This window comes from Gemmatimonadales bacterium (assembly GCA_036279355.1).
Lineage (GTDB): Bacteria > Gemmatimonadota > Gemmatimonadetes > Gemmatimonadales > GWC2-71-9 > DASQPE01.
Map to the genome: position 1 here is coordinate 91374 of DASUJH010000004.1, position 25999 is coordinate 117372.

23 protein-coding genes are annotated in these 25999 nt (G+C 72.1%); 14 read left to right on the forward strand and 9 right to left on the reverse strand.

The window, feature by feature from the left end:
- The first annotated feature begins 84 nt into the window (after positions 1-84).
- The 8 genes from VFW66_01175 to VFW66_01210 all read left to right on the forward strand — a co-directional run bounded on the left by VFW66_01175 (position 85) and on the right by VFW66_01210 (position 9762).
- Positions 85-2280, forward strand: a complete 2196-nt coding sequence (locus VFW66_01175; protein HEX5385291.1) for a glycogen debranching N-terminal domain-containing protein — start codon at positions 85-87, stop codon at positions 2278-2280.
- Between the two features lie 10 nt (positions 2281-2290).
- Complete coding sequence (locus tag VFW66_01180; protein ID HEX5385292.1) at positions 2291-3589, forward strand: O-acetylhomoserine aminocarboxypropyltransferase/cysteine synthase family protein; 1299 nt, start codon at positions 2291-2293, stop codon at positions 3587-3589.
- Positions 3550-4092 (forward strand): CoA-binding protein, encoded by a 543-nt coding sequence (locus tag VFW66_01185; GenBank protein ID HEX5385293.1) that lies wholly within the window; start codon positions 3550-3552, stop codon positions 4090-4092. Before VFW66_01180 ends, VFW66_01185 begins: the two co-directional genes overlap by 40 nt.
- Before the next feature lie 47 nt (positions 4093-4139).
- On the forward strand, positions 4140-5027 hold the full coding sequence (locus VFW66_01190) for a PIG-L family deacetylase (GenBank protein ID HEX5385294.1): 888 nt from the start codon (positions 4140-4142) through the stop codon (positions 5025-5027).
- Positions 5024-6109: a glycosyltransferase gene (locus VFW66_01195; protein HEX5385295.1), complete on the forward strand. Its 1086-nt coding sequence runs from the start codon at positions 5024-5026 to the stop codon at positions 6107-6109. Before VFW66_01190 ends, VFW66_01195 begins: the two co-directional genes overlap by 4 nt.
- Positions 6106-7098, forward strand: coding sequence for a GNAT family N-acetyltransferase (locus VFW66_01200; protein ID HEX5385296.1), 993 nt, complete (start codon positions 6106-6108; stop codon positions 7096-7098). The genes VFW66_01195 and VFW66_01200 overlap by 4 nt, the downstream gene beginning before the upstream one ends.
- 199 nt (positions 7099-7297) lie before the next feature.
- Entirely contained in the window at positions 7298-9220 is a 1923-nt protein-coding gene (locus VFW66_01205; protein ID HEX5385297.1) for a PAS domain S-box protein, read from the forward strand.
- 44 nt (positions 9221-9264) lie between these two features.
- Positions 9265-9762 (forward strand): hypothetical protein, encoded by a 498-nt coding sequence (locus VFW66_01210; GenBank protein ID HEX5385298.1) that lies wholly within the window; start codon positions 9265-9267, stop codon positions 9760-9762.
- Here VFW66_01210 and VFW66_01215 read toward each other — a convergent pair whose 3' ends face one another.
- Positions 9763-10629, reverse strand: coding sequence for a neutral zinc metallopeptidase (locus tag VFW66_01215; protein ID HEX5385299.1), 867 nt, complete (start codon positions 10627-10629; stop codon positions 9763-9765).
- 65 nt (positions 10630-10694) lie between these two features.
- On the opposite strand from VFW66_01215, the gene VFW66_01220 reads away from it, so the two are divergent.
- From VFW66_01220 to VFW66_01240, 5 genes are all read left to right on the forward strand, one after another.
- Positions 10695-11987, forward strand: coding sequence for a glucose-1-phosphate adenylyltransferase (locus tag VFW66_01220; protein ID HEX5385300.1), 1293 nt, complete (start codon positions 10695-10697; stop codon positions 11985-11987).
- Positions 11988-12016: 29 nt separating this feature from the next.
- The gene (locus VFW66_01225) at positions 12017-12613 is read left to right on the forward strand and encodes a YSC84-related protein (GenBank protein HEX5385301.1); all 597 of its coding nucleotides are present in this window, start codon (positions 12017-12019) and stop codon (positions 12611-12613) included.
- Between the two features lie 204 nt (positions 12614-12817).
- Complete coding sequence (locus tag VFW66_01230; protein ID HEX5385302.1) at positions 12818-14743, forward strand: hypothetical protein; 1926 nt, start codon at positions 12818-12820, stop codon at positions 14741-14743.
- Positions 14740-15051 carry a hypothetical protein gene (locus VFW66_01235; GenBank protein ID HEX5385303.1) on the forward strand — a complete coding sequence of 104 codons (312 nt, stop codon included), beginning with the start codon at positions 14740-14742 and terminating at the stop codon, positions 15049-15051. The genes VFW66_01230 and VFW66_01235 overlap by 4 nt, the downstream gene beginning before the upstream one ends.
- A gap of 75 nt (positions 15052-15126) precedes the next feature.
- Positions 15127-15534 (forward strand): hypothetical protein, encoded by a 408-nt coding sequence (locus VFW66_01240; protein ID HEX5385304.1) that lies wholly within the window; start codon positions 15127-15129, stop codon positions 15532-15534.
- A gap of 55 nt (positions 15535-15589) precedes the next feature.
- On the opposite strand, the gene VFW66_01245 is transcribed toward VFW66_01240, so the two are convergent.
- Genes VFW66_01245 through VFW66_01270 form a run of 6 tightly spaced genes read right to left on the reverse strand, consistent with a single transcriptional unit; the run spans position 15590 to position 23838 of the window.
- On the reverse strand, positions 15590-18670 hold the full coding sequence (locus tag VFW66_01245; GenBank protein ID HEX5385305.1) for an efflux RND transporter permease subunit: 3081 nt from the start codon (positions 18668-18670) through the stop codon (positions 15590-15592).
- Positions 18667-19740, reverse strand: a complete 1074-nt coding sequence (locus VFW66_01250) for an efflux RND transporter periplasmic adaptor subunit (GenBank protein ID HEX5385306.1) — start codon at positions 19738-19740, stop codon at positions 18667-18669. Before VFW66_01250 ends, VFW66_01245 begins: the two co-directional genes overlap by 4 nt.
- Positions 19737-21047 (reverse strand): TolC family protein, encoded by a 1311-nt coding sequence (locus VFW66_01255; GenBank protein ID HEX5385307.1) that lies wholly within the window; start codon positions 21045-21047, stop codon positions 19737-19739. Before VFW66_01255 ends, VFW66_01250 begins: the two co-directional genes overlap by 4 nt.
- 36 nt (positions 21048-21083) lie before the next feature.
- Positions 21084-22547: a HAMP domain-containing sensor histidine kinase gene (locus VFW66_01260; GenBank protein ID HEX5385308.1), complete on the reverse strand. Its 1464-nt coding sequence runs from the start codon at positions 22545-22547 to the stop codon at positions 21084-21086.
- Positions 22537-23226 carry a response regulator transcription factor gene (locus VFW66_01265; protein HEX5385309.1) on the reverse strand — a complete coding sequence of 230 codons (690 nt, stop codon included), beginning with the start codon at positions 23224-23226 and terminating at the stop codon, positions 22537-22539. Before VFW66_01265 ends, VFW66_01260 begins: the two co-directional genes overlap by 11 nt.
- Positions 23227-23247: 21 nt before the next feature.
- Positions 23248-23838: a DUF2231 domain-containing protein gene (locus VFW66_01270; GenBank protein HEX5385310.1), complete on the reverse strand. Its 591-nt coding sequence runs from the start codon at positions 23836-23838 to the stop codon at positions 23248-23250.
- A 206-nt stretch (positions 23839-24044) separates the two neighbouring features.
- On the opposite strand from VFW66_01270, the gene VFW66_01275 reads away from it, so the two are divergent.
- Complete coding sequence (locus VFW66_01275) at positions 24045-24317, forward strand: DUF2171 domain-containing protein (GenBank protein ID HEX5385311.1); 273 nt, start codon at positions 24045-24047, stop codon at positions 24315-24317.
- Positions 24318-24501: 184 nt separating this feature from the next.
- Here the strand turns inward: VFW66_01275 and VFW66_01280 are convergent, their stop codons facing one another.
- Both VFW66_01280 and VFW66_01285 read right to left on the reverse strand, forming a co-directional pair.
- Positions 24502-25053, reverse strand: coding sequence for a YbhB/YbcL family Raf kinase inhibitor-like protein (locus VFW66_01280; protein ID HEX5385312.1), 552 nt, complete (start codon positions 25051-25053; stop codon positions 24502-24504).
- A gap of 92 nt (positions 25054-25145) precedes the next feature.
- The coding region (locus tag VFW66_01285; protein ID HEX5385313.1) for a hypothetical protein at positions 25146-25999 on the reverse strand (854 nt) is incomplete at its 5' end.

The window sequence follows — 25999 nt, forward strand, 5'->3', positions numbered from 1 at the left end:
GACGCGGCGCCTTCCGCCCGGCGTACGGCGCCCGGCCCCGGCGCGCCCGGGGCGCCGCCCGAGGCGCCCCCTGAGCCGGTCGAGATGCAGGCAGCTGTCGGGTACGCCCGAATCGAGTGCGTCCAGGAGAACACCAGCGAGGACAAGCTGGTCCTCAAGAACGACCGGCTCTTCCTTGTCGTCACCACCCACGGCGATATCGCGCCTCCCGGCCGCTGCTCGCTCGGCTTTTTCCGCGACGACACCCGCATGCTGAGCGACTATGCGCTGCGGCTCGCCGGCGGCCCCGCCACCCTCCTTTCGGCGGAGGTGCCGCGCACCTACGGCGCGCAGATCGATCTCGCGGTGTCGGATCTCCCTTTCGGTGGCGACCCGTGGGACCCGAAGCACGCGGTGCACGTCCGGCGCGAGCTCGTGCTGGCGGACCGGCTCCTCGAACGGGTGACGCTCACGAGCTACCTGCCGGGCCCGCTCGATTACTGGATCGAGCTGTCGCTGGGCGCCGATTTCGCCGACATCTTCGAGGTGCGGGGCTGGCGCCGGGAGCGGCGCGGCACCTTCTACGCGCCACGCGTGCTGGATGACCGGCTGGTGTTCCGTTACCGCGGGCGCGACGGGCGGCTGCTCGAGAGCGGCGTGCTCTTCCACCAGCCGCCGGACGAGCTGACGGCGCACCTCGCGCGCTGGCGCGTCACACTCGTGGCCCAGGCGCCGCGGCAGCTCGAGTGGGAGGTGCTGCCCGGCGCCCCCGACACCTGGCCCGCGCCCGAAGTGGCGGTGGCGGCTCCGGCGGGGCCGCCCCGGCTCGACCTGATCGAGACCGAGCGGAACGCGCTGGAGATGCGCTACCAGGAGTGGCGGCGCGAGTGCAGCCGCTGGAGCACCGATTCGCCCAAGCTCGACGTGGTGCTCCGGCGGGCCACCGACGATCTGCGCGCGCTCTACCTCAAGGTGGATGGCGGCGAAGTCATCTCCGCCGGCATTCCGTGGTATTCGACGGTGTTCGGCCGCGACTCCATCATCACCGCGCTCGAGACGCTGCCGCTCAACCCTCGCATCGCGCGGGACACGCTCCGCTACCTTGCCCGCCGGCAGGGCGCGCGGGAGGACCCGTTCACCGAGGAGCAACCGGGCAAGATCCTCCACGAGCTGCGCCGCGGCGAGATGGCGCGGGCCGGCGAGATCCCCCACATCCCGTATTTCGGCACCATCGACGCGACGCCGCTCTGGCTCGTGCTGCTGCACGAGACCTGGCGCTGGACCGGCGACGCCGCGCTGGTGCGCGAGCTCATGCCGAACGCCGAGCGCGCGCTCGAGTGGATCGACCGCTGGGGCGACATCGACGGCGACGGGTTCGTGGAGTACGCCCGCACCAGCGCCAAGGGGTTGGTGAACCAGGGATGGAAGGATTCGAGCGACGGCGTGCCGTTCCCCGACGGCGCGATGCCCGTGCCGCCCGTCGCGCTGGTCGAGGTCCAGGGGTACGTCTACGATGCCAAGGTGCGCGCGGCTGATCTCTTTGCCGCGTTCGGCGAGCCGGCGCGGGCCGAGGCGCTGCGGCACGAGGCGGCGCTCCTCCGCGAGGCGATCCGGACGCGATTCTGGCTGGAGCACGGCGGCACCTTTGCGCTGGCGCTCGACGGCGAGAAGCAGCCGGTGCCGACGGTCGCGTCCAATGCCGGCCACCTGCTCTGGAGCCGGGTGCCGACGCCGGCGCAGGCCGCGCGCGTGGCCGACGTCATGCTTGGGCCCGAGCTCTTCTCGGGCTGGGGCATCCGCACACTCTCGGCGGCGCATCCCGTATTCAACCCGATGAGCTATCACGACGGCTCGGTCTGGCCGCACGACAACGCGATCGTCGTGCTGGGCATGGCACTCTACGGGCGCGCGCGGCAGGCGCTCCCGGTGGTGCGGGGGCTGCACGAGGCGGCGGTGCGAGCGGAGTTCCAGCGCCTGCCCGAGCTCTTCTGCGGCATGACGCGGCAGCGCGGTGTCAGGCCGGTGCGGTACCCGGTGAGCTGTTCGCCCCAGGGCTGGGCCTCGGGTGCGTTCTTCATGCTCCTGCAGGCGCTGCTCGGGGTCTTTCCCGAGGCGCCGGCCGGCCTGCTGCACATCCGCAATCCGGTGCTGCCGGATTTCCTCGACCGGCTCACCATCACCAACCTCGCCGTGGGCCAGGCGCGCGTGGCGCTCCAGTTCCGCCGCTACGGCGAGCGCACGCTCGCCAACCTGCTCGAGGTGCGCGGCGGCCCATTGCAAGTGAGGATCGAGCTGGATTGATTTCCGGCCCATGGCCTCACGCACACCTCGGTTCGGCTTCGAGACGCGGATGCTCCACGCCGGACACATTCCCGACCCGGTGGTGGGCGCGCGTGCCGTCCCCATCTATCAGACGACCAGCTACGTCTTCGACGACGCGGAGAGTGCGGCGCAGCTCTTCGAGCTCAAGCAGTACGGCAACATCTACACGCGGATCGCGAATCCGACGACCGCTGTGTTCGAGGAGCGGCTCGCATCGCTCGAGAACGGCACCGGCGCGCTCGCCACGGCGAGCGGCATGGCGGCGCAGCTCGTGGCGTTCATGACGCTGCTCGGTCCGGGTGACGAGATCGTGGCGAGCAGGCACCTGTACGGCGGCACGGTCACGCAGTTCACCCACACGTTCAAGAAGCTTTCGGTGGATGTGCGCTGGGTGGATCCCGGCGACATCGGCGCCTGGGAGCGCGCCATCACGCCCAGGACGCGCGCGCTCTTCGGCGAGACGGTGGGTAATCCGCGCGGCAGCATTCTCGATCTCGAACGCTTGGCCGCGCTCGCCGAGTCGCACCACATTCCGCTCGTGGTGGACAACACCTTCGCGACGCCGTACCTCTGCCGCCCGATCGAATGGGGTGCCACGATCGTGGTCCACTCGGCGACCAAGTTCATCGGCGGCCACGGCAACAGCATCGGCGGCGCGATCGTGGAGTCGGGCACGTTCGACTACAGCGGGTTCCCCACCATCTCGGCGCCGTCGCCGTCGTATCACGATCTCAAGTTCTACGAGACGTTCGGTCACTACGGGTTCCTGATGAAGGCCCGGGCCGAGACGCTGCGCGACACCGGGGCGTGCCTCTCGCCCACCAACGCTTTCCTCTTATTACAGGGACTGGAGACGCTCTCGGTGCGGATGGACCGGCACGTGGCGAACGCGCGCGCGGTGGCGGAATTCCTGCACGACCACCCGAAGGTGGCGTGGGTGGCATACGCCGGGCTCCCCGACCATCCGGAGCACGGGCTCGCCTGCAAGTATATGGGCGGCCGGCCGGGCGCCGTGTTCTCGTTCGGACTCGAGGCGCCCGCGGGCGATGCGCGCGCGGCGGGCCGCCGCTTCATCGAATCGCTCCAGCTTTTCTCCCACCTCGCCAACGTGGGCGATGCGCGGAGCCTGGTCATCCACCCCGCGTCCACCACGCACCAGCAACTCAGCGACGACGAGCTGGCCCGCGCCGGGGTGGGGCCGGAGCTTATCCGGCTCTCGGTGGGACTCGAAACCCGGGAGGATCTGCTGTGGGACCTGGATCAGGCCCTGCGTGCGACATTCGGCTGAACACGCAGCTCACCGCTGACGAGCGCCGCCGCTTCCAGAACGTCGAGACCATTCGCCGGCTGCTGCGCGAGAGTCGGACGATCGCGATCGTCGGCCTCTCGGCCGATTCGCAGAAGGCGAGCGGGTTCGTCGGCACGTACCTGCAGCACGAGGGCTACCGGATCGTGCCGGTGACGCCGCGCGCGGGCACGATTCTCGGCGAGACGACGTATCCCGATCTCGGCAGCATTCCGTTCAAGGTGGATCTGGTCGATGTGTTCCGCCCGGGACACGAGTGCGTGACCGTGGCGGCGCAGGCGGCCGCGGTCGGGATCCCGGCCATCTGGTTTCAGCTCCGTATCCACGCGAACGAAGCCGCCGAACGGGCGGCGTCGCTCGGACTGACGGCGGTCCTCGACCGCTGCATCAAGATGGAGCACGGCCGCTGGGCGGGGAGCCTGCACTGGGCCGGCATGAATACGGAGATCGTCACCGCCCGGAAACGGCGGCTCGCGACGGCGTGACCGCCGTCACAACTCCACCTCGGTCGGCACGCGATTCTTCCGGTCCCTTGAGCTTCCTTCCCGACCGGAGATCCCGTACGCCCGGCAGTCCGTTTCCCACCAGCACTCGCGCCGCCAGCCCGCTCGCCGAAAGCACGCTCGTCCTGGTCGCCCACCCCGATGACGAGGTCATCGGCGCCGGCGCGCAGCTCGCCGGGCTGCCCGGCATCGCGATTCTGCACGTGACCGATGGCGCGCCGCGCGACCTCACCGACGCGCGGCGCGCAGGCTTCACCGGGTGGCGCGGATACGCGGCCGCGCGCCGGCGCGAGGCGCTCGACGCGCTGGCCCTCGCGCGGGTCGGGCCCGAGTGCGTCGCGTCGCTCGGCGTGCGCGACCAGGGCGTCGCGTTCTCGCTCGCGCCACTCGCTCGGACGATCGCCGCGGTGCTCGACCGGCGGCGGCCCGCCGCGGTGCTCACCCACGCCTACGAAGGCGGCCACCCGGATCACGACGCGGTGGCGTTCGCGGTCCACGCGGCGCGCGCGCTGCTGCTTCGTATGGGTCGGGCGGCGCCGGTGGTGTTCGAGTTCGCCGGCTATCACGCGCGCGGCGGCCGCATGGTAACCGGCGAGTTCGCGCCGCTCGACGGTGCCGCCGAGACCGAGGCAGGTGCTCACGGCGCGGACGTCCCCGCGTTCGAGCTCTCCCCCGCCGAGCGCGCGCTCAAGCGGCGCATGCTGGCGTGCTTCCGCACCCAGGCGGCGACGCTGGCGCCGTTCGGCGTCGAGCGCGAGCGGATCCGGCACGCGCCCGCCTATCGCTTTGCCCGGCTGCCCGCCACTCCGCCGCTCTTCTACGACGGATTTCACTGGGGACTCACGAGCGCGCGCTGGCCTGCGCTCGTTCACCGCGCCGCGCGCGAGCTGGATCTCGACGCGGAGGCGCCGCTGTGACGCTCGCGCAGCTCACCGTCCTCAGCGTGGCGTTCCCGTTCGCGCCGGTGGGCGCCGACGCCGTGGGCGGCGCGGAGCAGGTGCTGACCGCGCTCGACGCGGCACTCGTCCGGCGCGGGCACCAATCCCTCGTGGTGGCGTGCGAGGGCTCGTCGCCCGCGGGGACGCTCATCTCGATGCCCCGACTCGACCCCACCGAAGAGCGCGCGTGGGCGGACGCGCACGCCCGCTGCCGCGCAGGCATCGACTCGGCGCTCGCACGATGGCCGGTGGACCTGGTGCACATGCATGGGGTCGACTTCCACCGCTACCTGCCGCCGCCCGGGCGACCGGTGCTCGCGACGCTGCACCTCCCGCCTGCGTGGTATCCCGCGTCCATCTTCACACCGGATCGGCCGCGCACCTGGCTCAACTGCGTCTCCGCGACGCAACGCCGCGCCTGCCCTTTCTCCCCGCTCGCCATTCCGGTGATCGAGAACGGCGTGCCCGAGCCGCCGTTCACCCAGCCGCCCCGCCGGCGCGGGTTCGCGCTCGCGCTCGGCCGCATCTGTCCGGAGAAGGGTTTCCATCTGGCGCTCGACGCCGCGCGCCGGGCCGGCGTGGCGCTCCTGCTCGCGGGCGACGTGTTCGATTTTCCGGCGCACCGCCGCTACTTCGAGCAGATGATCGTTCCGCGGCTCGATCGGCTACGGCGGTTCATCGGGCCCGTGGGACTCCGCCGCAAGCAACGGCTGCTCGCGGGGGCGAGCTGCCTCGTGGTATCGAGTCTCGTACCGGAAACCAGCTCGCTCGTGGCGATGGAGGCGCTTGCCTGCGGCACGCCGGTCGTGGCGCTCGCCGCGGGCGCGCTCGGCGAGATCGTCACCCACGGCACGACGGGAATGCTCGTCGGCAACGTGTCCGAGCTGGCCGATGCACTCCGCGCGGCGCCCGCGCTCGCGGGTGAGGCGTGCCGCGCGGCGGGGCGCCGGTTTTCCGCCGAGCGCATGGCCGGCGATTACCTGCGAATGTATCGGACCATCGTCGCGGATCCCGACCGACTCGCGCCTGCCGCGCTTGCACCGCCGGCCAACGCCGCGTGACCGTGCGCGCGCGCCCAGCGTCCGCGAGCGCACGGGTCGACGCGGAGGTCGGCTCCGATCTCGCCGCGCTCGAGCCCGAGTGGTACGCGCTCTGGAGCGCCAGCACCCGCGCAACCCCGTTCGAGTCGCCGGCGTGGCTCATGCCGTGGTGGCACGCCTTCGGCCGGGGCACGCCGCGGGTGGCCACGCTCCGGCGCGCGGGCCGGCTGGCCGCGCTCCTGCCGTGCTACCTGGGCGAAGGCGGCGTGATGCGCGCCGTCGGCGTCGGCGTGAGCGACCGACTCGACGTCATCGGCGATGACAGGGTGGATGCGGCGGACGCGGCACTGCTCCTCTCCGCACTCGCGGGCTGCGCCGACTCGCGGTGCATCGATCTCGTCGCCCTCCCCGCCGACTCGCCGCTCCTCGGCGCCACGGCCCCGGCGGGCTGGCGGGCATCACGCGAGCCCGACGAGACCTGCACCACAATTGCCCTCCCCATCGAGCTCTCGCCGCGGATCAGCTACTACCGCCGCCATCTCGAGCGCGCCCACGCCGAGCCCCCGCCGCGGATCGTACGCGTCACCGAGGCGGGCGCGCTCCCGGCGGCGCTTGACGCGCTCGCGGCGGTCCACACGGCGCGCTGGGAATCGCAAGGCGAGCCGGGCGTGCTCGCCGACCGCGCGGTGACCGCATTCCATCGCGAAGCCGCGGCGCGGCTCCTCGCCGGCGGCGTGCTTCGGCTCTATCTGCTCGAAGTGCACGGTGCCGTAACCGCCGCGTACTACGGCCTTGCCGCCAAGGGACGCGCGTTCGCATACATCACCGGGTTCGACCCCGCGTGGGCGCGGTTCAACGTCGGCACGCTCGTCCTGGCGCACGCCGCCGAGGAAGCGGCGCGCGAGGGCGCGCGCGAGCTGGACTTCCTCCGGGGGCGCGAGCCGTACAAGTATGCCTGGGGGGCGCGCGACCGGCTCACCTGGCGGCTCCGACTGGAGCGCACGGACTGAGGCGTAGCCCGCGGCGCAGGGCCCGCGGCGCAGGCCCGCGGCGCATGGCGCTCCCCCGATTCGCGCGGTACCTTTTCCGGAGCGCGGCACCCCTTTCCTTCCTGGCCGCGATTCGTCCGAACCGGCATCCCGCACGGTTCCCATACTTGACCCACCGGCGCCGCGGGCCATTGCGCCTCGCGCCGGGTCCCGGACAGCCATGCCCGAGATCCCTGCCGGCGACGAGCTCGCCGCCCTCATCGAGTTGCTGCCCGATGGCGTCCTCGTGCACGTGGACGGCCGCGTGCGTTACGCCAACGGCGCGGCAGCGCGGCTCTTCGGCGCCGCATCGGTCGGGGAGCTGATCGGCCTCGACGCTGTGGACCTGGCACACCCCGCGTTTCGCGCGCTCGTCCGCGAGCGCATCTACGGCGTCGTGGGCCGGCGGGAGAGCTCGGGCCCGGCGGAGATCGAGCTGCTGCGGCTCGATGGGGCGACGGTAGCGGCCGAAGTGATCGGCACACCGATCGAATTCGAGGGGCGTCCCGGGGTGCTGGCCGTCTTCCGCGACGTCACCCAGCGCCGCCGCTCGGCCGGCGCATTGCAGCGGGCCCTGCAAGCACTCGGCGTGAGCGAGGCGCGGTTCCGCTCCATCGTCGAGGGGATGCCGGTGGTCTTCGTCGCGCGCGACGAGCAGGGGCTCATCAGCGTATGGAACCGCGAGGCGGAGCGCGTCACCGGCTATTCGCGCGAGGAGATGGTGGGGAATACCGACGCCTACGCGCTCATGTACCCCGATCCGGCATACCGGGACGCGGTGCTGCGCGAGCGGGAGGAGATGAAGGAGCTGGGCGACTTCCGCGACCGCGAGTTCACCCTCACCCGGAAGGACGGCGAGAAGCGGACGCTCTCCTGGTCCTCCCGCGCGCGCACCATACCGCTGACGGGACTCTCCTCCTGGTCGGTGGCGGTCGACGTGACCGACCGGATCGCGCTCGAGGCGCAGTACCGGCAGGCGCAGAAGATGGAGGCGGTGGGCCAGCTCGCCGGCGGCGTGGCGCACGATTTCAACAACCTCCTCACCGCCATCCTGAGCAACGCCGAGCTGGCCGCGGCCGACCTCCCCGCCGGAACCCCGGCGCGGCATGAGCTGGACGAGATCGCCCGCGCCGCGCGCCGCGCCGCGGCGCTCACCCACAAGCTGCTCACCTTCAGCCGGAAGCAGATGCAGTCGGCCCGGCCGCTCGATCTCAACGCTGTGGTGCGGGACTCGGCCCCGCTGCTTACCCGGGTGCTGGACGAGCGCACGATGCTCGAGCTCGAGCTGGCACCCGGGCTCGCACCGGTGCGCGCCGATCCGGATCAACTCGAGCTGGTGCTGATGAACCTGGTGGTGAACGCGCGCGACGCGATGCCGGAGGGTGGCACCGTGACGATCGAGACCGCGCCGCTCCTGGTCGAGCCCGACGTGCGTCCCGGCAGCGGTGGCCTCGCGCCGGGCGAGTACGTGCGGCTCACCGTGCGCGACACCGGCGTCGGCATCGCACCGGCCAACGTCCCCCACATCTTCGAGCCGTTCTTCACCACCAAGCCGGTGGGCCAGGGCACCGGACTGGGACTCGCGATGGTCTACGGCGTGGTGACGCAGAGCGGCGGCGCGGTGCGGGTGGAGAGCGCGCCTGGGCGGGGCACCACGTTCACCCTCACCTTTCCGTGCACCACGGAACCCACGGCCCCGATGCCTGAGCGTCGCCCCGCGGTGCCGGGCGGCAGCGAGACCATTCTCCTGGTGGAAGACGAAGCGGCCGTGCGCGCCTCCGCCCGGCGGGCGCTCGAGCGACACGGGTACACCGTGGTGGAGGCGCGCGACGGCGCCGAGGCGCTGGCGCTCTGGCGCGAGCGCGGCGCGGCCGTGCAGCTCGTCATCACCGATCTACGCATGCCGGCCATGGGCGGCGTCGAGCTGGCCGCGGCGCTCAGGGCCGAGCGACCGAGCCTGCCCGTGATCTTCATGTCCGGTTACGCCGCCGGCGGTCCGGGCGAGCCCCTCCCACCCGACACGGAGTCGACTGTTATCGAGAAGCCGTTCGCGCTGGAGGAACTGCTGGCACGCGTGCGCGGCGTACTGGACGCGCGAGCCTGACGCGGCCTATAATGGCGACACGCGCGCCTCGCGAGGACAGCCGCATGTTTGCCCCCGACGACAGCTTTCGCACGTCGCTTCATCGCGCAGCGCTGGCGGGCGGGGTGGTGCTGGCCCTGGCCGCCTGCAAGTCGAAGGAGGCTCCGCCGGCGGCCGAGAGCTCGGCACCCGCAGCGGCGCCGGCGGAGTCCACCGCGCCGGGCGCGCCCGCGCACCTTGCCGTCCGGAATATCGAGATGGGGAAGCATCTCAACGACGACAAGACGGTGGCGTCGCCCACCGCGACGTTCGGCCTGCGCGACACGATCTACGCGTCGGTGGCCACCACGGGCGCGGCGCCGAGCGCCACGCTCTCGGCCAAATGGACCTACCACACCGGGCAGAAGGTGGACTCGACCGCGCAACCTATCGCGCCCACGGGACCGGCCACCACCGAGTTCCACATCACCAAGCGGAGCCCGTGGCCCACCGGGAAGTATCAGGTCGAGCTCTTTCTCGACGGCAAATCGGTCGGCACCAGGGAATTCGAGATCAAGAAGTAGTCAGGACCTGAACGTATCGCACGCATCGAGGCGACCGGCGCTGAAGCCTTCGCGGAACCAGCGCTCGCGGTCGGCCGATGTACCGTGGGTGAACGTCTCCGGGTTCACGTGACCGGTGGTCATGCGCTGGATCCGGTCGTCGCCGACGGCCGCAGCGGCACCCAGGCCTTCCTCGATGTCACCGCGCTCCAGGATGTCCCGCTGCTGGGTGGAGTTGGCCCAGATCCCGGCGTAGCAGTCGGCCTGCAGCTCGAGCTTGACCGAGAGCTGGTTGGCAAGGTCGGGGCGGCGCGCGCCCGCCTCGCGCATTTTAGCCTCGGTGCCGAGCAGTTTCTGCACGTGGTGCCCAAGCTCGTGCGCCAGCACGTACGCCTGGGCAAAGTCGCCGGGCGCGCCGAAGCGGCGGCTCAGCTCGTCGAAGAAGCCCAGATCGATGTACACCTTTTCATCGCCCGGGCAATAGAAAGGTCCGCTCGCCGTCTCGGCAAACCCGCAGGCCGACTGGATCTCATCGCGAAACAGCACCAGCTTGGCGTGGCGGTAGGGCACGCCAAGCGGCGGGAGGATCTGCTCCCAGTTCTTCTGCACGTCGTCGAACACGAACGAGACGAACTGCACCATCCGGTCTTCTTCCGGCGTGCTCGCGACCGGCCCGTCCGCCACCTGACCGGCGGGCGCGGCATCGCCGCCGGCGCCCGCGAGCAGGCTGAAGAAATCCTGCTTGAAGACAAGGCTCAGTACGAGCAGCACGACGATGCCGCCGAGCCCGAGGCGCATGCCGCCGCCGGGGATGAAGCCGCCGCCTCCGCCGCTCTGTCCCCGGCGGTCCTCCAGGTCCGTACTCCGCCCACCCGGTCTCCAGCGCACGGTGGCCTCCTTGGCTCTGCGTCAGATCGATTGCCCCAACAGTACTCACCGCGGTATGCTTGTCCATGCCCTGGGCATCCATGCTGCGCCCGCTCGACATCGTCGCCGTCGTGATGGGCGGCGGCGCCGGCACCCGGCTCTTTCCGCTCACCAAGGATCGGGCCAAGCCGGCGGTGCCGCTCGCGGGCAAGTACCGGCTGGTCGACATCCCGATCAGCAACTGCATCAACGCGGACCTGCGCCGTATCTTCGTGCTCACCCAATTCAATTCCAGCTCGCTGCACCGGCACATCCAGGAGAGCTACCGCTTCGACCAGTTCTCACCCGGATTTGTCGAGATCCTCGCGGCGCAGCAGACGCCCGAGTGGGCCGAGTGGTACCAGGGCACCGCCGACGCGGTGCGCCGCAACCTGGTCCACCTGAACGACCATCCCCACCGCTGGGTACTCATCCTCTCGGGCGACCAGCTCTACCGGATGAACTTCCGCACGCTCATCGAGCAGCATGTGGCCACCGGCGCCGAGGTCACGGTGGCGACGCTCCCGGTCCGCCCCGAGGAGGCGCACGCTTTCGGCATCATGGACGTCGGGGCGGACGGCCGGATCACGCGGTTCGTGGAGAAGCCGACCGACCCCGCCGTGCTGAGCACGCTCCGCGTGCAGGGTGCCGCCATCGGGCCGCTGGCCGAACGGCCCGAAGCGGGCTCGCTGCTCGCTTCGATGGGCATCTACGTCTTTGACCGCGAGGTGCTCGCTGCGGCGCTCGCCGGGCGCGAAGCCGATTTCGGCAAGCACATCATTCCGCAGCTCATCGAGTCGCGCCGGGTCTTTGCCTACCTGCACCAGGGCTACTGGGAGGACATTGGCACCATCGGCGCGTTCTACGAGGCCAATCTCGACCTCTGCCAGCCGGTGCCCAAGTTCAATTTCTACGACGCGTCGGCGCCGATCTTCACCCACGCGCGCTACCTGCCCGCGACCAAGATGATCCACGCCCGCGTGTCGCGCGCCGTCGTTGCCGAAGGGTGCATCATCAACGACGCGCTCATCGACTATTCGCTCATCGGGCTCAGGAGCCGCATCGAGGCCGGCGCCACCATTCGCTCGTCGCTGGTGATGGGCGCCGACTACTACGAGACCGAGGATCGCCCGCCCGCGCCCGGTGCGCCGCCCCTCGGCATCGGGCACGGCACCAGCATCGAGCGCACCATCGTGGACAAGAACGCGCGCATCGGCGACGGGGTGCGGATTTCGCCCGAAGGAAAGCCGCCCGATCTCGACGGCCCGAATTACTACGTGCGCGACGGCATCGTGGTGATCCCCAAGAACGCCGTGGTGCCGAGCGGCACGGTGATCTGACGCCACCCGTTTCCTTCCGGAGGCTCCGCATGCTGTCACGTTGCCGGTCCGCGTTGCTCGCGATTTCCGCCATTGCGCTCACCGCGGCGGCGCCCGCGCCGGCGATGTCGCGGGCCACCGCGCCGGCTGCCGCGCGCGCCGACGGCAGTCCGGTCGATGAAGGCGACGTCGCCAAGGTGATCGCCAAGTTCAAGGAGAAGGACCCCGGCATGGCGCAGGTCTTTGCCGACGCGTACGGCTACGCGGTCTTCCCGAGCGTCGGCAAAGGCGCCATCGGGATCGGGGGCGCCCGCGGCAAGGGCTGGGTGTACGAGGCCGGGAAGCTCATCGGCCGCTCGACCCTCACCCAGGTGTCGATCGGCTTCCAGCTCGGCGGACAGGCCTATAGCGAGGTGGTGTTCTTCAAGAACAAGGGCGCGCTGGATGGCTTCCGCACCGGGCACCTCAAGCTCGATGCGCAGGCTTCGGCGGTGGCGCTCAAGGCGCGCGCTTCGGGCGACCTGCCGTGGCGCTCCGGCATTGCGATCGTCACGATGTCGAAGGGCGGGCTCATGTACGAGGCGTCGGTGGGCGGGCAGAAGTTCTCGTTCACGCCGGTGGGCGACACCGGCGACGCCGACAAATAGGCGGCCTGAAGCAGGCGCTCCCGCATTCTTCAATGGGACACGGCCGGGGCGTGGCGCTCCGCTCGCGGAGCCCCCGTCACGCTCGGTGCCGAACGCGGTTCAGCGGCAACAGGTTAACCGCGTGCGTCGGGTTGCGCCGGCGCTCGGCGCGCCGTGGTTCGACCCGTGCAGGAACGCCGACCCTCTCCCTTCCGGCGACGACGCGTGCCCCAGGCGCAGCGCAAGACCTTGCAGCCGCTCAGCGAGACGCGACGATGGTTGAGCGCGGCACTCGGCGTGATCGCGACGATCGCCACCATCCTCGCGTCGGCCCACTCCTGCGGCCTCATGGGCGACCAGTCGTCGCGCCTGAGCCTCACCGACCTCGCGGTGAACTGGATCGGCCTGTCGCCCGCGGCCGACACCGCCCGCGCGCTCGGCGACACGCTGCGCTACGTCGCCACGGTGACCGACCGCCGCGGCGCCGCGCTCATCGGTGCCACGCTCGGCTGGAGCACGGAGAACGGCACGGTGGCCACGGTGGACAGCGCGGGGTTCGTGGTGGCGCGGCGCGCGGGCACGACGCTCGTGGTGGCGCGGGTGGGTGAGCACGTGGCCCGCGCGCGGATCGTGGTGCTGCCGGTGGTGACGGGAGTCGAGATCCCGCGCGACAGCGCGCATGGTGATCCGACGCGCGATAGTCTCGCGAGCCCGGGCGTACTGCGCGTGGCCGAGGGGGCCGAGCGCGAGGTGCGGGTCCGCGCGCGCGATGGTCGTGGCAATCTGCTGCCGCGACGCGCCGAGCTCCGCTCGTCCGACACCGCCGTTGTGGCGGTCGGGGCGGGCGACACCGTGCTGGGCCGCGCGCCGGGTCGCGCGATGGTCGTGGCGACGGTGGACGGTGCGAGTGACAGCGTCGCCATCGAGGTGGTGCCGGTGCCCGCGCGCCTCGTCGCGGTGCACGGTGACGAGCAGCGGCTCGCCGCGGGCGGGCGGTTGCCGGAACCGGCGGCGGTGCGGGTGGAGTCTCGAGGCGGCGCGCCGCTGGGCGGCGTGACGGTTCGCTTCACACCGGCGGACGCGGGTGCGCTTGCGGGCGCCGTCTCGCCCGACAGCGCGGTGACCGCGGCCGACGGCGTGGCCCGCACCGTGTGGACGCTCGGCGAGCTGCCCGGGCGCCAGCGGCTCGTCGCCGCGGTGTCGGGGCTCGACAGCGGGCTCACCCTCACCGCCGAGGCCGATCCGGTGGCGGCCAACACGCGCATCAGTGCCATCGACTCGGCGCCGAGCGGGCCGGCGGGCGCGCGGCTCACCTTACCCGTCGGGGTGCGGGTGAACGATTCGCTCGGACGCCCGCTCGGCGGCGTGCCGGTGCTCTGGAGTGCTCGCGGCGGCGGCACGATTCGCGGCAGCGCCGCGCGCACCGATTCGCTGGGCGAAGCGCAGGCGGATTGGACGCTTGGACCGAAGTCGGGCGCCCAGCGGGCCGAGGTGGTGGTAGGGCGCGGGCGCGGGGTACCGCCGTTCATCCTCGTGGCGCACGCGCTCGCGGGCGCGGCGGCGACACTCACGGCGCCGCGCGGCGTGAGCTACACCGGCGTTGCTGGCCGGCCGCTCGCGCGCGCCGTTGTGGTGGAGGTGGCCGACTCGGCGGGCAATCCGGTGCCGGATGTGCGGCTCGTGCTCGCGGCCGCCAGCGGCTCGGTGCCCGACAGCATCGCGACGACGGACGCGGCGGGGCGCGCGTCGATCGCCTGGACCTTGGGCGAGAAGGCGGGTGACCAGCATCTCACCGTGCGGGCGCCGGACATCCCGTCGCTCGAGCTTACGGCGCGGGCGCGCGCCGGTGCCGCGGCCAATCTCGTGTTTCGCGATCCCCCGAGCGCCGCGCGGGCGGGCCGGCCGCCGCGTTCCTTGGTGCGGGTGCTCGTGACCGATGTCTACGGCAATCCGGTCGCGCGGCAGCTCGTGGCGTTCAGCGCACCAGCCGGCACGGTGGCGCCGGCGCGCGCCATGACCGACCCCGCGGGTACGGCGGCGACGCGATGGACGCCGGGACGGAAGGGCACAACGCAGACGCTTACGGCATCGGTGCCGGGCACGGCGGCAAAGGGGCGGGTGGAGGTCGAGGTGGCGGGGGCGCGCCGGTGAAGGCCAAGCCGACCGAGTCGCCGGGCTTTTCCATCACCCCGCTGCCCGCGCTCTGGCTCAGCATCGCCGCCGCGGTGGCGATCTATCTCAATCTCTGGCGCCGGCTGCCCGGCGCCGTGGTGAGGGCAATCGACCCGCTCATGCTCGGCGCGGCGCAGCCCTGGTTCGTCTGGTGCGCGCGCTGGATCAGGCCCGAGACGAGCGGCGGCAAGACCATCGCGCTCGTGGCCGGGCTCTGCGCCAACGCGACGCTGATCGCGGCCGCGGGATCGGTCCTCTGGCGGCGGATGCGCGCTCCGAACGCCTGACCCGCCGCGCGCCGCGCCACTCCGCTAGGTTCCGGGGGAGCTTGCACGCATTTCCCTTTGCACCGCTCCTCGACGATGCGACAGCAACGCGCGCTGCCCTGGGTACTGGCCGCCGAAATCGGCGGTTTCCTGTTCGTCATCCTGCTCATCTGGCTGGACGAATACCTCGACCTGCCGCACATCCTGCTGCACGCGGCGCGCTCGCCGATCCGCCCCGAGGAATGCTGGCTCGAGAGCACGGCGGTCGTGCTGCTCGGCGCCCTCGTCGTGGCCGCCTCGGTGCGCGCCTTTCACCGGATCCGCGAGCTCGAGACGTTGCTCACCATCTGCGCCTGGTGCAAACGCATCCGCACGGACGGCGAGTGGGTCTCGATCGAGACCTACGTCAACCGCCGGGACAACCTGCATACCACCCACGGCATGTGCCCGGCGTGTTACCAGGAGACCGCGAACGCCCCGGCGCAGATGCCGGGCCCCCGCTGACAGCGCCTATCGAAGCTCCATTCCGCCAAGGCGCCGCGATCGGCGCGGCGGCGTCTCAGGTCTGCCCGTCCTCCAGCATGAACCCCCGCCCGCGCACCGCCACCACGAGCGCCGGCACCACATAGAGCGTGATCGGTGTCGAGAGCGCCAGCCCGCCGATCACCGCGATGGCGAGCGGCCGCTGCAGCTCGCTCCCGGCGCCCAGGCCGAGTGCCAGCGGCAGCAGGCCGAACAGGGTGCAGAGCGTCGTCATGAGAATGGGCCGGAGCCGCACCCGCCCCGCTTCGCGAATGGCGGTCTCGAGCGGCACACCTCCCGCGCGCATACGGAGCCGGGTGAAGTCGAGCAGGATGATCCCGTTCTTCACGATGAGGCCCACCAGCAAGATCAGTCCCATGAAGCTCGACACGTTGAGCTGAGTCCCCGTGATCCAGAGGAGCGCCACCGCGCCCACGAACGAGACCGGCGCGGCGAGCGCGATGACGATCGGCTCGACGAACGACTGAAACTGAATCAGCATGAGCGCCACGACACTCACGCCCGCGAGGCCAAGCACCAGCAGCAGTGCGTGGAACGACGCCTGCTGGTTGGCGTACTGGCCGCCCACCTCGAGCCGCACCCCCGGTGGCGGCGGGTGGCGCGCGAGCACCCCGCGCACGTCGGCCATGACGCTGCCGAGCGCGCGCCCGCTCACGTCGGCGGTGAGCGCGATCATCTGCTGCTGGTTCTCCCGCGTGAGCTCGGCCCGTGATTCGACGCGCGTGAGCGTCGCGAGCGCGCCGAGCGGCGTCGCGGCGCGGGTGCGCGGGTTCACGATCGGGAGCGCGGCGAGATCCGTCGCGTCGTAGCGCACCGAGTCGGGCGCGCGGGCGCGGACGCCGATGGCGCGGTCGTCGAGGTAGACCTGCCCCGCCCCGGCGCCCAGCAGCGCGCCGCTCACCTCGGTTCCCACCTCGGCCGGCGTCAGGCCGAGCCGGCTCGCCGAGGCATCGCTCACCCGCATGCGCAGCTCGGCCGCGGGCTCGCTCACGCCGTCGAACAGGTCTTCCAGCCCCGGCACTTGCGCCAGCTCGGGCGCGAGCGAGCGGGCGTAGCCCTCCAGCGTCGTCAACCGGTCGGCGTAGAGCTTGAGCTCGACCGGACGCGCCGCGCCGGCCAGATCGTTGATCACGTCCGAGAGGATCTGCACGAACTCGATCCGGAGCCGCGGCGCCGCCCGGTTGATCTTCTCCCGCGCATCGTCGATCACCTCGAAGCTCGACCGGCTGCGCTTACGCGCCGGCTTGAGCCGCGCCACGATATCGCCGCGGTTCTGCTCGGTGGCGAAGAGCCCGAGCTCGGCGCCGAGCCGGCGGGACGTGCCGGTGACCTCGGGCTCCCGGGCAAGGATGCGCTCCGCGATGTTCACCTCCCGGTCCGACTCCGCGAGCGAGGTGGCGCCGGGCGTCCAGAAATCGAGCACGAAGGCGCCCTCGTCCATCTCGGGCAGGAATCCGGTGCCGACCGAGCGGTACACCAGAACACCGAGCGCGGCGAGGACGATGGCGCCGCCGCCCAGGAACCGCGGATGATGGAGCGCCGCACCGAGCGAGCGCTCGTAGCGGTCGGCGAGGCCTTCGATGGCGCGACCGAAGCCGGCGCGCACGCCCCTGCCCCCGCGCATGGCATCGGCAGCCGCGGATTCCACGGGCAGGAACTGCTCGGCCAGCAAGGGGATGATCGTGAGTGCCAAGCCGAGCGACACCAGCACGGCGATCGTGAGGGTGATCGAGAGCGCCTTGAAGAACTGTCCCACCACGCCCTGGAGCAATCCGAGCGGCAGGAACACCACGACGGTGGTGAGCGTGGATGTGACCACCGGCCAGACCAGCTCCTGCACCGCCTCGCGGATGGCGCGGTCGCGCGGGCCGCCCAGGCGGGTGTGGCGCACGATGTTCTCCGTGATCACGACGGCGTCATCGATCACGAGCCCGATAGCGATGGCCATGGCGCCGAGCGTCATCAGGTTGAACGTCTGGCCGACGAGCGACATCACGAACACCGTGATCGCGAGCGTCAGCGGAATCGAGGCGGCGCTGATCGCCGTCACCCGTCCCTGCCGGAGAAAGGCGAGCAGCACCAGCACGGCGAGCGCCGCGCCGATCAGCATCGCGTCGCGCACCGAGGCAACCGCCTCGCGCACCAGCGCGGCCTGGTCGTACACCGCCTTGAAGTGGACGCCGGGCGGCAGCGTGCGCGCGAGCTGGGCCACCGCACCCGCCACGCTGTCGGCGATGGCGACGGTGTTGCCGCCGATCTGGCGGGTGATGTTGAGCAGTGCCGCGGGCCGGCCGTCGCCCGCGATCACGCGGGTGCGGTCCTCGGTGCCGAGCGAAACGGTGGCGACGTCGCGCACGCGGAGACCGCCGCCCAACACCACGGCACCCACATCCTCCGGCGTCCGCGCCTGCTGGTCGGACACGACGAGGTACTGCCGGTAGTCCTGCGCCACGCGGCCCACGGCGTCGACGGCCAGCGAGCGGGAGATCGCGGCCGCGAGGTCGCCGTACGTCATGCCGTGCGCGGCGAGCCGGGCCGGATCGGCCACGACTTCGATCTCGCGCACCGCGGAGCCCATCACGTCCACCCGCCCAATGCCCGGAATGCGCGAGAGGACGGGGCGGATCTGGTAGCGCGCGATGTCGTAGAGCGTCGCGGGATCACCGCCCTCGAGGTTGTACGAAAGGATGGGAAACACCGACGGCGTGAGTCGCTCGACTTCCAGCTCGAGGTCGGCCGGGAGCTGCGCGCGCACCTGGCTCACCCGCGCCTGGGTCTGCTGCAAGGCCACCTGCATGTCGGTGCTGGGCGCGAAGTAGATGTCGATCTCGCTGGCGCCGCGGATCGAGCGCGAGCGCACCCGCCGCACGCCGGGCACGATCGCCACCGCCTCCTCGAGCGGCCGCGTCACGCTGAACACGACCTGGCGCGCGCCCAGTGCCGAGCCCTGCGCGACGATGGTGATGCGGGGGAAGAGCAGCTCGGGATAGATGGCCGACGGAAGCGAGAGCGCGGCACCGATGCCGGCGGCGGCGAGCAGCGCCACTGCGAGATAAACGAAGCGGCGCTGCGCCCCAAGCAGATCGAAGAGCTTCACGGATGCCGGCCGCGCGGCGGCACCACGAGCGCGGAATCGGTGACGCCGTACGCGCCGTGGGTCACCACCGTTTCGCCGCCCTCGAGGCCGCTCGTGATCTCGACCGTCGATGCGGTGCGGCCGCCCACCGTCACCTGCCGCGCGTGGGCGATGCCGGCGGAGTCGACCACGAATACCTGGTAGTGCTCGCCGTCGGGCACGATCGCCTCGGGCGGCACCGTCACGGCGCTCGCGGTCGTGCCGATGGCAATCTGCCCGAACACCGTCTCGCCGATCCGGAGCGGACGCGCCGGCCGGGCGACGCGCACCCGCGCCACGACGCCGCCCGATGCCGAGTCCACCGTGGCGGCCACGTCGAGCAGGCGGCCTTGTCCGAGCGGCTCGCCGCTCGCGCGCTGGCCGGCGGAGAGGGTGACGGCGGCACCCCGACGGACGCGCGCCGCGTCGGCCGGACTCAGCGTGAGCAGGATGTCGAGCGCGGCGGGGTCGGCCACCTCGACCATCGGCTGGCCGCGATCGACGCTCGCGCCGAGCACGGCGTCGAGCCGGGTCACCACGCCGGCGATCGGCGCGCGCAAGGTCGAGAGCGAGCGCGCGCGCCGGGCCGCTTCCGCGTTCGCGCGCGCCTGCGCCAGCGCGGCCGCGGCCTGCTCCGCATCCTTGCGCGGAAGAATGCCGGCCTCCGTGAGCCGTTGCGCCCGTTCGCTGCCGCGCTCGGCCGCCGCGAGCGCCGCGTCCGCGCTCCGCGCGTCGGCCTCGAACGGCGCCTGATCGAAGGCGACGAGCGGCGCGCCGCGGGCCACCGCCTCGCCCGGCGCCACGTACACTCGCGCCACGCGTGCCGGCCCCGGCGCGGCGAGTTGGGCGATGTGCCCGGGCCGCGCCGCCACGGTGCCGATGGCGTCAATCGTCCGGGTGAACGGCTCGCGCTGCGCGACGGCGGTGGTGGCGCCGACGACCGGCACCGCGGTGCTGTCAGCCGAAGCATCCGGGGCGCCGGAGCCGTGGCAGGCGGCGAGGGCAATCAGAAACGCCGCGAGCCACGCGGCAGGCAACGCGCGACCGATCATGGCGCCGTCGCCTCCGAGTAAAAGCGCACCACGGCGGACGCGCGCAGCACCGCCGCGGTGTCGTCGGCCAACTGCGCCAGCGACTCGCGCGCATTGCGCTCGGCCTCGAGCACCGCGGCCAGTCCGTACGCGCCTTCGCCGTACGCCCGGACCGCCAGCGCCGCCAGACGCGATGCGCTTGCCGCGAGGTCGCGGTCACGCTCCGCTCGTGCCGCGGCGGCGTTCAATTCGCGCTCGGCGCGCGCCGCGGCGCCCGCACTCTCGCGGCGCGCCACGGCCAACTCGAGCGCGGCCCGGTCGCGCTCGGCCATCGCGAGCGCCACGTCACCGCGGTGCGCGCGGAAGATCGGAAGTGGAAGGCTCAGGCCCACCGTCGGCAGCACGCCGGTCTCGCTTCCCGTCGGATCGTAGGCCTCGACGCCGGCCTGGACCGCAAGCCCGCTCCAGCCGCCGCGGCGCTCGACTCGGATGGTTTGCTCGGCCGCGCGGACATCGTGCTCCGCCGCGGAGACGGCGAGCGGGGTGCCGGCGGCCGCTCCGCCGCGCGACAGCCGCGCGAGCGAGTCCGGCGCCGGCAGCGCGAGCGAATCGGCGAGCGCAATGCTCACCTCGCCCGCCGGCATACCGAGCGCGGCCTGCACGTCGAGCAGGCCGGCAATGGCCGCGAGCGAATCGCTTGCCGCCGCGTTGGCCGCCTGCCCCGCGCTCACGCGCGCCAACTCGACGTCGAGGTCGCTCGCGTCGCCGGCGTCGCGCCGGATGCGCGCGGCGACGAGCAGGCTCTCCGCGGCCGCCGCATTGCGCGCCGCGAGTCGCGCGTGCACTGCCGCCGCCGCCGCGGTGGTGTAGAGCGTATCGACGGTGAGCCGCACCAGCGCGCGCTCCAGGGCGAGCCGGTCGCCGGCCGCCTCGCTCGCCGACGTCGCCGCGGCGACCCGGAGCGGGCGGAGCAGGAGAACGTCGAGCGGCAGGTCGACCGTGGCGTGATAACGAGGGACCGACTTGCTGTAGCTCGCGTTGAGCGTGGGATTGGCGACGGCGCCCGCGGTCACGAGCCGGGCGGCGGCCGCCCGTGCCGCGGCGGCGGCGAGCGCCGCGCGCGAGCCCTGCGAGAGCGAAAGGGCGACGGCCTCCTCGCGGGTGAGCGCGCGCGGGGCGATGGCGCGAGACTCGATGACGGCCGCGCGCGCCGGATCACCCGGCGCGCCGAGCGCCGCCTGGGGCGCCTGACCCGCCGCGCACGGCGCCGTCGCCGCACCGGCGAGGAGCAGGGCGGCGCACGCGAGCGCCCACGTTCGCCTCGTCATGGCGGCAAAGCTTAGCGGCCGAAGCTGTCGCCAGGATTACAGCCGCCGCCCGGGCTCCGGAAAGGTCACCCGCACGGTGGTGCCGCGGGGCTGCTGGCCGGCGCGCGCGGCGCCGTCGCCGCGGGCCGCGCGCTCGCCCGCGGTGCGCTCGTCCATCGCCGACGCAATGTCGATCGTCGCCCCGTGCGCGCCGGCGATCCACCGCGCGATCGCGAGCCCGAGGCCCGCGCCGCCGGTGGTGCCGCGCACCGCGTCGCCTCGGTAAAAGCGGTCGAAGACGTGCGGCAGCTCGGCCGGCGGGATGCCAAGCCCCGCGTCGCGCACGGTGAGCTGGGGACCGCTCGCGTGGCCGCTGTGGCCCTGCCCTGCTCCGGCGCTCTTGCCGTCGCGCGACACGCTCGCCTCGACCACGCCGCCCGGCTCGCTGAACTTGATCGCGTTGTCGAGCAGAATCATCGCGAGCTGCCGCACCAGCGCGGGGTCGGCGTCGACCGACACCTCGTCCATCCCGCCCGCATCCACGCGTACGCCGCGCCGCTCGGCCAGCGCACTCGCGGCGGCCACCGCATCGAGCACGGCCTCGTCCAGCCGCACCCGCTCGCGCCGCACCGGCCGCTCCCCCGCATCGGCACGCGCGAGCGTGAGGAGGTCGTCCACCAGCGCGCCGAGCCGCTCCGATTCGCGGTCCACCTGTTCCAGCGCCGCGACGTAGGCGTCGGGCGTGCGAGGGCGCTGGAGCGCGACTTCGGCGCGGGTGCGGAGCACGGCGATGGGGGTGCGCAGCTCGTGCGCCGCGTCGGCCATGAAGCGGCGCATGTACGCCACGCTCTGCTGCACCGGCCGCACCGACTGGCCGGCCAGAAGCCACCCGCCGCCCGCCACCAGCACGAGGCCGAGCAGCGCCACCCCGCCGAAGGCGCCCATGAGCGCGGCGTAGCGTTCGTCGAGCGCCGCGCGGTCGGCGGTGGCGAGCGCCACGTAACTGGCGCCGCGCGGCGTCGCGAACCGCTCGGCGTAGATCTCGAGGTTGCCGCGACCGGTCCCCCCGGCTGCGCTCGCGGGCGCATTGCGCCAGCGCCCATCGGCGCTTCCGTCGGCCCCTGCACGCGCGGCGACGGCTTGCAGCGAATCGGGCGCCGCGGCGGGCGTCACCGGGTGGCCGGACAGGTCGAAGAGATAGAGACCGCGGCCGGGAATCCGCAGCTCCTCGACCGCGTCAATGGCACCGCCGCCCGTCATCGCGATCTCGCGCTCGCGCCGGCCGGCGGCGCTCGCAATCTCGCGCACGGCCGCGTGGAGCGAGGCGTCGAGGTCCGCGGCGGCGAGGTGCACCAGCACGCCGAAGAGAAGCCCGCCCAGCGCCACGAGCACGAGCGCCAGCGTGGCCACGTACCAGCCGGTGAGCTTCCAGCGCAGGCGCGTGAGGGGCTCGCGCCGGAGTGGCTCGCGCCCGAGGGACTCGCGCCCGAGGGACTCGCGCCGAAGCGGCTCACGCGCCAAAGCGATACCCGGCGCCGCGCACGGTGTGGATCAGCTTGGGCTCGAAGTCGTCGTCGATCTTGCGGCGGAGCCGGCGGATCAGCACCTCGAGCACGTTGGTGAACGGATCGTGGTTCTCGTCCCACACGTGCGCGGTGATGGCGGCGCGATCCACCACCGCGCCGGCGTTGAGCACGAAGAACTCGAGGAGCGCGAACTCCTTCGCGGTGAGCTCGATCGGGCGGCCGCCGCGCCGCACCGCGCGCGAGCCCAAGTCCACCACGAGGTCGGCGATCCGGTGCTCGGCGGGAAGCAGCGCGGGGCGCCGCCGCGCCAGCGCGTGGATGCGCGCCACCAGCTCGCGAAAGGCGAACGGCTTGGTGAGGTAGTCGTCGGCGCCGGCCTCGAGGCCGCGCACCCGGTCGTCCACCGCGTCGCGCGCGGTGAGCATGAGGATCGGCGTGGTGAGGCCGCGGCGGCGGAGCGCCGCGCAGAGGTCGAAGCCGTTGCCGCCCGGCAGCATGACGTCGAGCACGATCACGTCGTAGGTGCCGAGCGAGGCGCGCGCGGATGCGGCATGAAAGTCCGCCGCCGGCACCAGGTCGATGTGCTGCTCGCGGAGGCCCTCGACCAGGACCCCCGCGAGCTCGACATCATCCTCGGCGAGGAGCACCCGCATGGCCCAAACGTAGCCGGCCATGCGGCCCCGTCTATGGGGATGCTACGCGGCGCCGTCCGAGTGGGTGAGCCATGGCAGGAGCGCGCCGCCGGCGGTGTCCTGCGCGACGTGGCGCACCCCGCTCGCCACATCGGAGCCGATGGCGCGCGCCGCGCGGCCAAACATGCCCGCCGTGAGCTCGGGCGACCGGCGCGCGGCCGCGTCCGCCGGCGCCACGCCGACGCCGTGCTCGTACACCATCTTGCCGCCGAGATAGGCGCTGTAGCCGAGCGCCGCGATCGCACCCATGCCGAGCGCGAGGTAGCCGGGCTCGGCGCGGAGGCGGTTCCAGCGCCACCAGGCCATGCCGGTGGCGGCCGACACCAGCATCACGTTCAGCGTGCGGTGGGTGACGAGGATGTCGCGCGCTTCGCCTTCGGCGTTGGACTCCTCCTGCGCCACGAGCCCGAACACCGCGGAGAGCGCGGCGCTTCCGGCGGCGAGCGCCATACCCCAGCGGCCGACCTCGCGCAGCGCGCGGCCGCCGGTGCCGTCGCTGGCGTTGCCTATCGCGTCGGCGATCAGCGCCGCCGGAAGCAGCGTGAGCGGATAGTGAACCAGAGCGGGATGAATCTCCTGCAACTGCATGGCCATGGCGACGCCTCCGAGCGCGGTTCGATCCACGGTGGCACCGCGCGTGCGCCGGCGGGGTGACGCGGCTCACGGGATCGGCTCGGACGCGGCAATAGGTTACCGGGAGGCTGACGCACACCCGTACGCCGATCCGCACACAGCGCCGCGCACCGGCGGCCGCGCGTCCGCAGAGAGTACCGACAATCACCGCATACATCGAGGCAACGATGGTCAACGCATCCAACATCCGCGAGCATATGGAAGTCGTCGGCTCCGACGGCCAGCACGTCGGCACCGTCGATCACGTCGAGGGCAACGACCGCATCAAGCTCACCAGGGACGACCCTGCGTCGGGCGGCGAGCATCACTTCATCCCGCTCAGTTGGGTATCGGAGGTGGGGCAGGAGGTGCGGCTCGACAAGTCCGCGCAGACGGCAAAGCAGGAATGGCGGGCCGGGAGCTCGCGCAGCAGTGGGGGAACGCAGCAGCAGAGGATGTAAGGAGAGCAAGCGAGTAGGGCAGCAAGGAAGGCGGTAGAGGTGGGAAGAATCGCCGCCGGAGTTCGCGCGGGGGTCGCGGCCTGCAAGGGAGCGGGGGCTCCGCCGACAAGCACACAGTCGGCTCCGCCCCCGCCCCCTTGCAGGCCGCTCCCGAAGCGGAGCTTCCCTTGCCGCCTTGCCTTCCTTACCGCCTTTCGTACTTGCCCTGCACTACCCCTTTTGCCAGCACGTGTCCCCTCATCAGAAAATTGAGCTTCGCGCCCGTCGTCTCAGGGCCGGCACCATCCACCTTTGCCAGGTCCAGCGCGTACACCGTGAACACGTAATCGTGCGGGCCGTCGCCCGGGGGCGGACAGGGACCGCCGTACCTGCTCTGGCCGTAGTCGTTGTGGCCGGTTCGCCCACCGCCGGGGGATGCGCTCGAGCCCACACCGGCGTCGAGGCGGGTGACGCTCGCCGGGAGGTCGAACACCACCCAGTGCCAGAAGCCGCTGCCGGTCGGTGCGTGGGGATCGAAGATCGTGAGCGCGAAGCTGCGGGTCTCGGACGGAAAGTCGCTCCACGAAAGCGCGGGCGATCGGTTCTCGCCTCCGCACTGGTCGGCGGCCATGCTGTCCGGCAGCGTGCCGCCGGGTTCGAACGTGGTGGACGTGAGCGTGATGGGCGCCGAGTGCCTGGGCGCGTCGGGGGCCCTGACCTGGACGGTATCGGCCGTGGCGGCGGAGGAACGTGGCATCGGGTTCTCCGGAGGTTGTGACTGCGTCAAGGTAGCGGCAGCGATCGGCGTCCGGGTGTGAGCCGGCGCACGCCGGCGCCGCGCGACCGCCATCAGCGATGCATCCGCATGGTGGAATCCGCCGTCATGCCGGGCATGTGCCACTCGTCGGGCGTCGTCACGTTGCGGGCCGGGTCCTGGTACTCGGCGAGCGCCGCGTAGATCACCTCGCGCTTCCGGTCGTGCGGCACCTTGTCGGACGCGAGGATGTCCGAGATGATGTCGTGCATCATGTGCAGGTTGTCGAAGATGGCCGCGGCGCGCGGATGCGCGGCGGCGAAGTGCGGGGCCACGGCCGCGGTCATCGGCATGGTCCTGGGAAAGTTATGCGGCGGGTCCTTCACCATCGTCCAGAAGCGCGCGACCGCCGCCTGGACACCCGCCTTCTTCTCGCCGGTCGTCCGCCCCACGATCAGCGGCTCGTAGAGCCCCACCTGGAGCCAGTGGTACGCCCAGATGAGCCCGTTGAACTTGGGGAACCCGTTCCGGAACGCCTGGCTGTAGTACTGCCCGTCCATCAGCGTCATCGACTTGGGCACCGCGACGAAGGCCGACCCGGTGTTGCTCAGGTAGTAATCGGTGATGCGCTCGATGAGCGAGTCGCGCGCCGCGGGTGAGAGGCGCTCGTCCGCATAGATGTCGTAGATCTGCCGATGCAGTACGTGGGCCCAGTCGAACATGAGCTTGGCCTTCCACGCGATCTTGGCGTAGCTCGGCTCGATCACCTCCTCGGCGATGGCGAATCGCGGGGGGTGGACCAGCAGGTCGGTCGTGAGATAGGTGAACTGCTTCTGCTCCAGCTCGCGCTCGAGGTCCTCGGGCCGGGTGTAAAGCGTCTCGTAGAGAATGGCGTGCCCGTAATCGAACGCGTTGAAGAGCCGGCCGGCGGCGTTGTACCGCTGGAGGA

Excerpts from the sequence above, each read along its gene's own strand:
- VFW66_01175 (HEX5385291.1), top strand. The coding sequence starts at position 85 with ATGCAGGCAGCTGTCGGGTACGCCCGAATCGAGTGCGTCCAGGAGAAC.
- VFW66_01180 (HEX5385292.1), top strand. The coding sequence starts at position 2,291 with ATGGCCTCACGCACACCTCGGTTCGGCTTCGAGACGCGGATGCTCCAC.
- VFW66_01205 (HEX5385297.1), top strand. The coding sequence starts at position 7,298 with ATGCCCGAGATCCCTGCCGGCGACGAGCTCGCCGCCCTCATCGAGTTG.
- VFW66_01210 (HEX5385298.1), top strand. The coding sequence starts at position 9,265 with ATGTTTGCCCCCGACGACAGCTTTCGCACGTCGCTTCATCGCGCAGCG.
- VFW66_01220 (HEX5385300.1), top strand. The coding sequence starts at position 10,695 with ATGCCCTGGGCATCCATGCTGCGCCCGCTCGACATCGTCGCCGTCGTG.
- VFW66_01225 (HEX5385301.1), top strand. The coding sequence starts at position 12,017 with ATGCTGTCACGTTGCCGGTCCGCGTTGCTCGCGATTTCCGCCATTGCG.
- VFW66_01240 (HEX5385304.1), top strand. The coding sequence starts at position 15,127 with ATGCGACAGCAACGCGCGCTGCCCTGGGTACTGGCCGCCGAAATCGGC.
- VFW66_01250 (HEX5385306.1), bottom strand. The coding sequence starts at position 19,740 with ATGATCGGTCGCGCGTTGCCTGCCGCGTGGCTCGCGGCGTTTCTGATT.
- VFW66_01255 (HEX5385307.1), bottom strand. The coding sequence starts at position 21,047 with ATGACGAGGCGAACGTGGGCGCTCGCGTGCGCCGCCCTGCTCCTCGCC.
- VFW66_01265 (HEX5385309.1), bottom strand. The coding sequence starts at position 23,226 with ATGGCCGGCTACGTTTGGGCCATGCGGGTGCTCCTCGCCGAGGATGAT.
- VFW66_01270 (HEX5385310.1), bottom strand. The coding sequence starts at position 23,838 with ATGGCCATGCAGTTGCAGGAGATTCATCCCGCTCTGGTTCACTATCCG.
- VFW66_01275 (HEX5385311.1), top strand. The coding sequence starts at position 24,045 with ATGGTCAACGCATCCAACATCCGCGAGCATATGGAAGTCGTCGGCTCC.
- VFW66_01280 (HEX5385312.1), bottom strand. The coding sequence starts at position 25,053 with ATGCCACGTTCCTCCGCCGCCACGGCCGATACCGTCCAGGTCAGGGCC.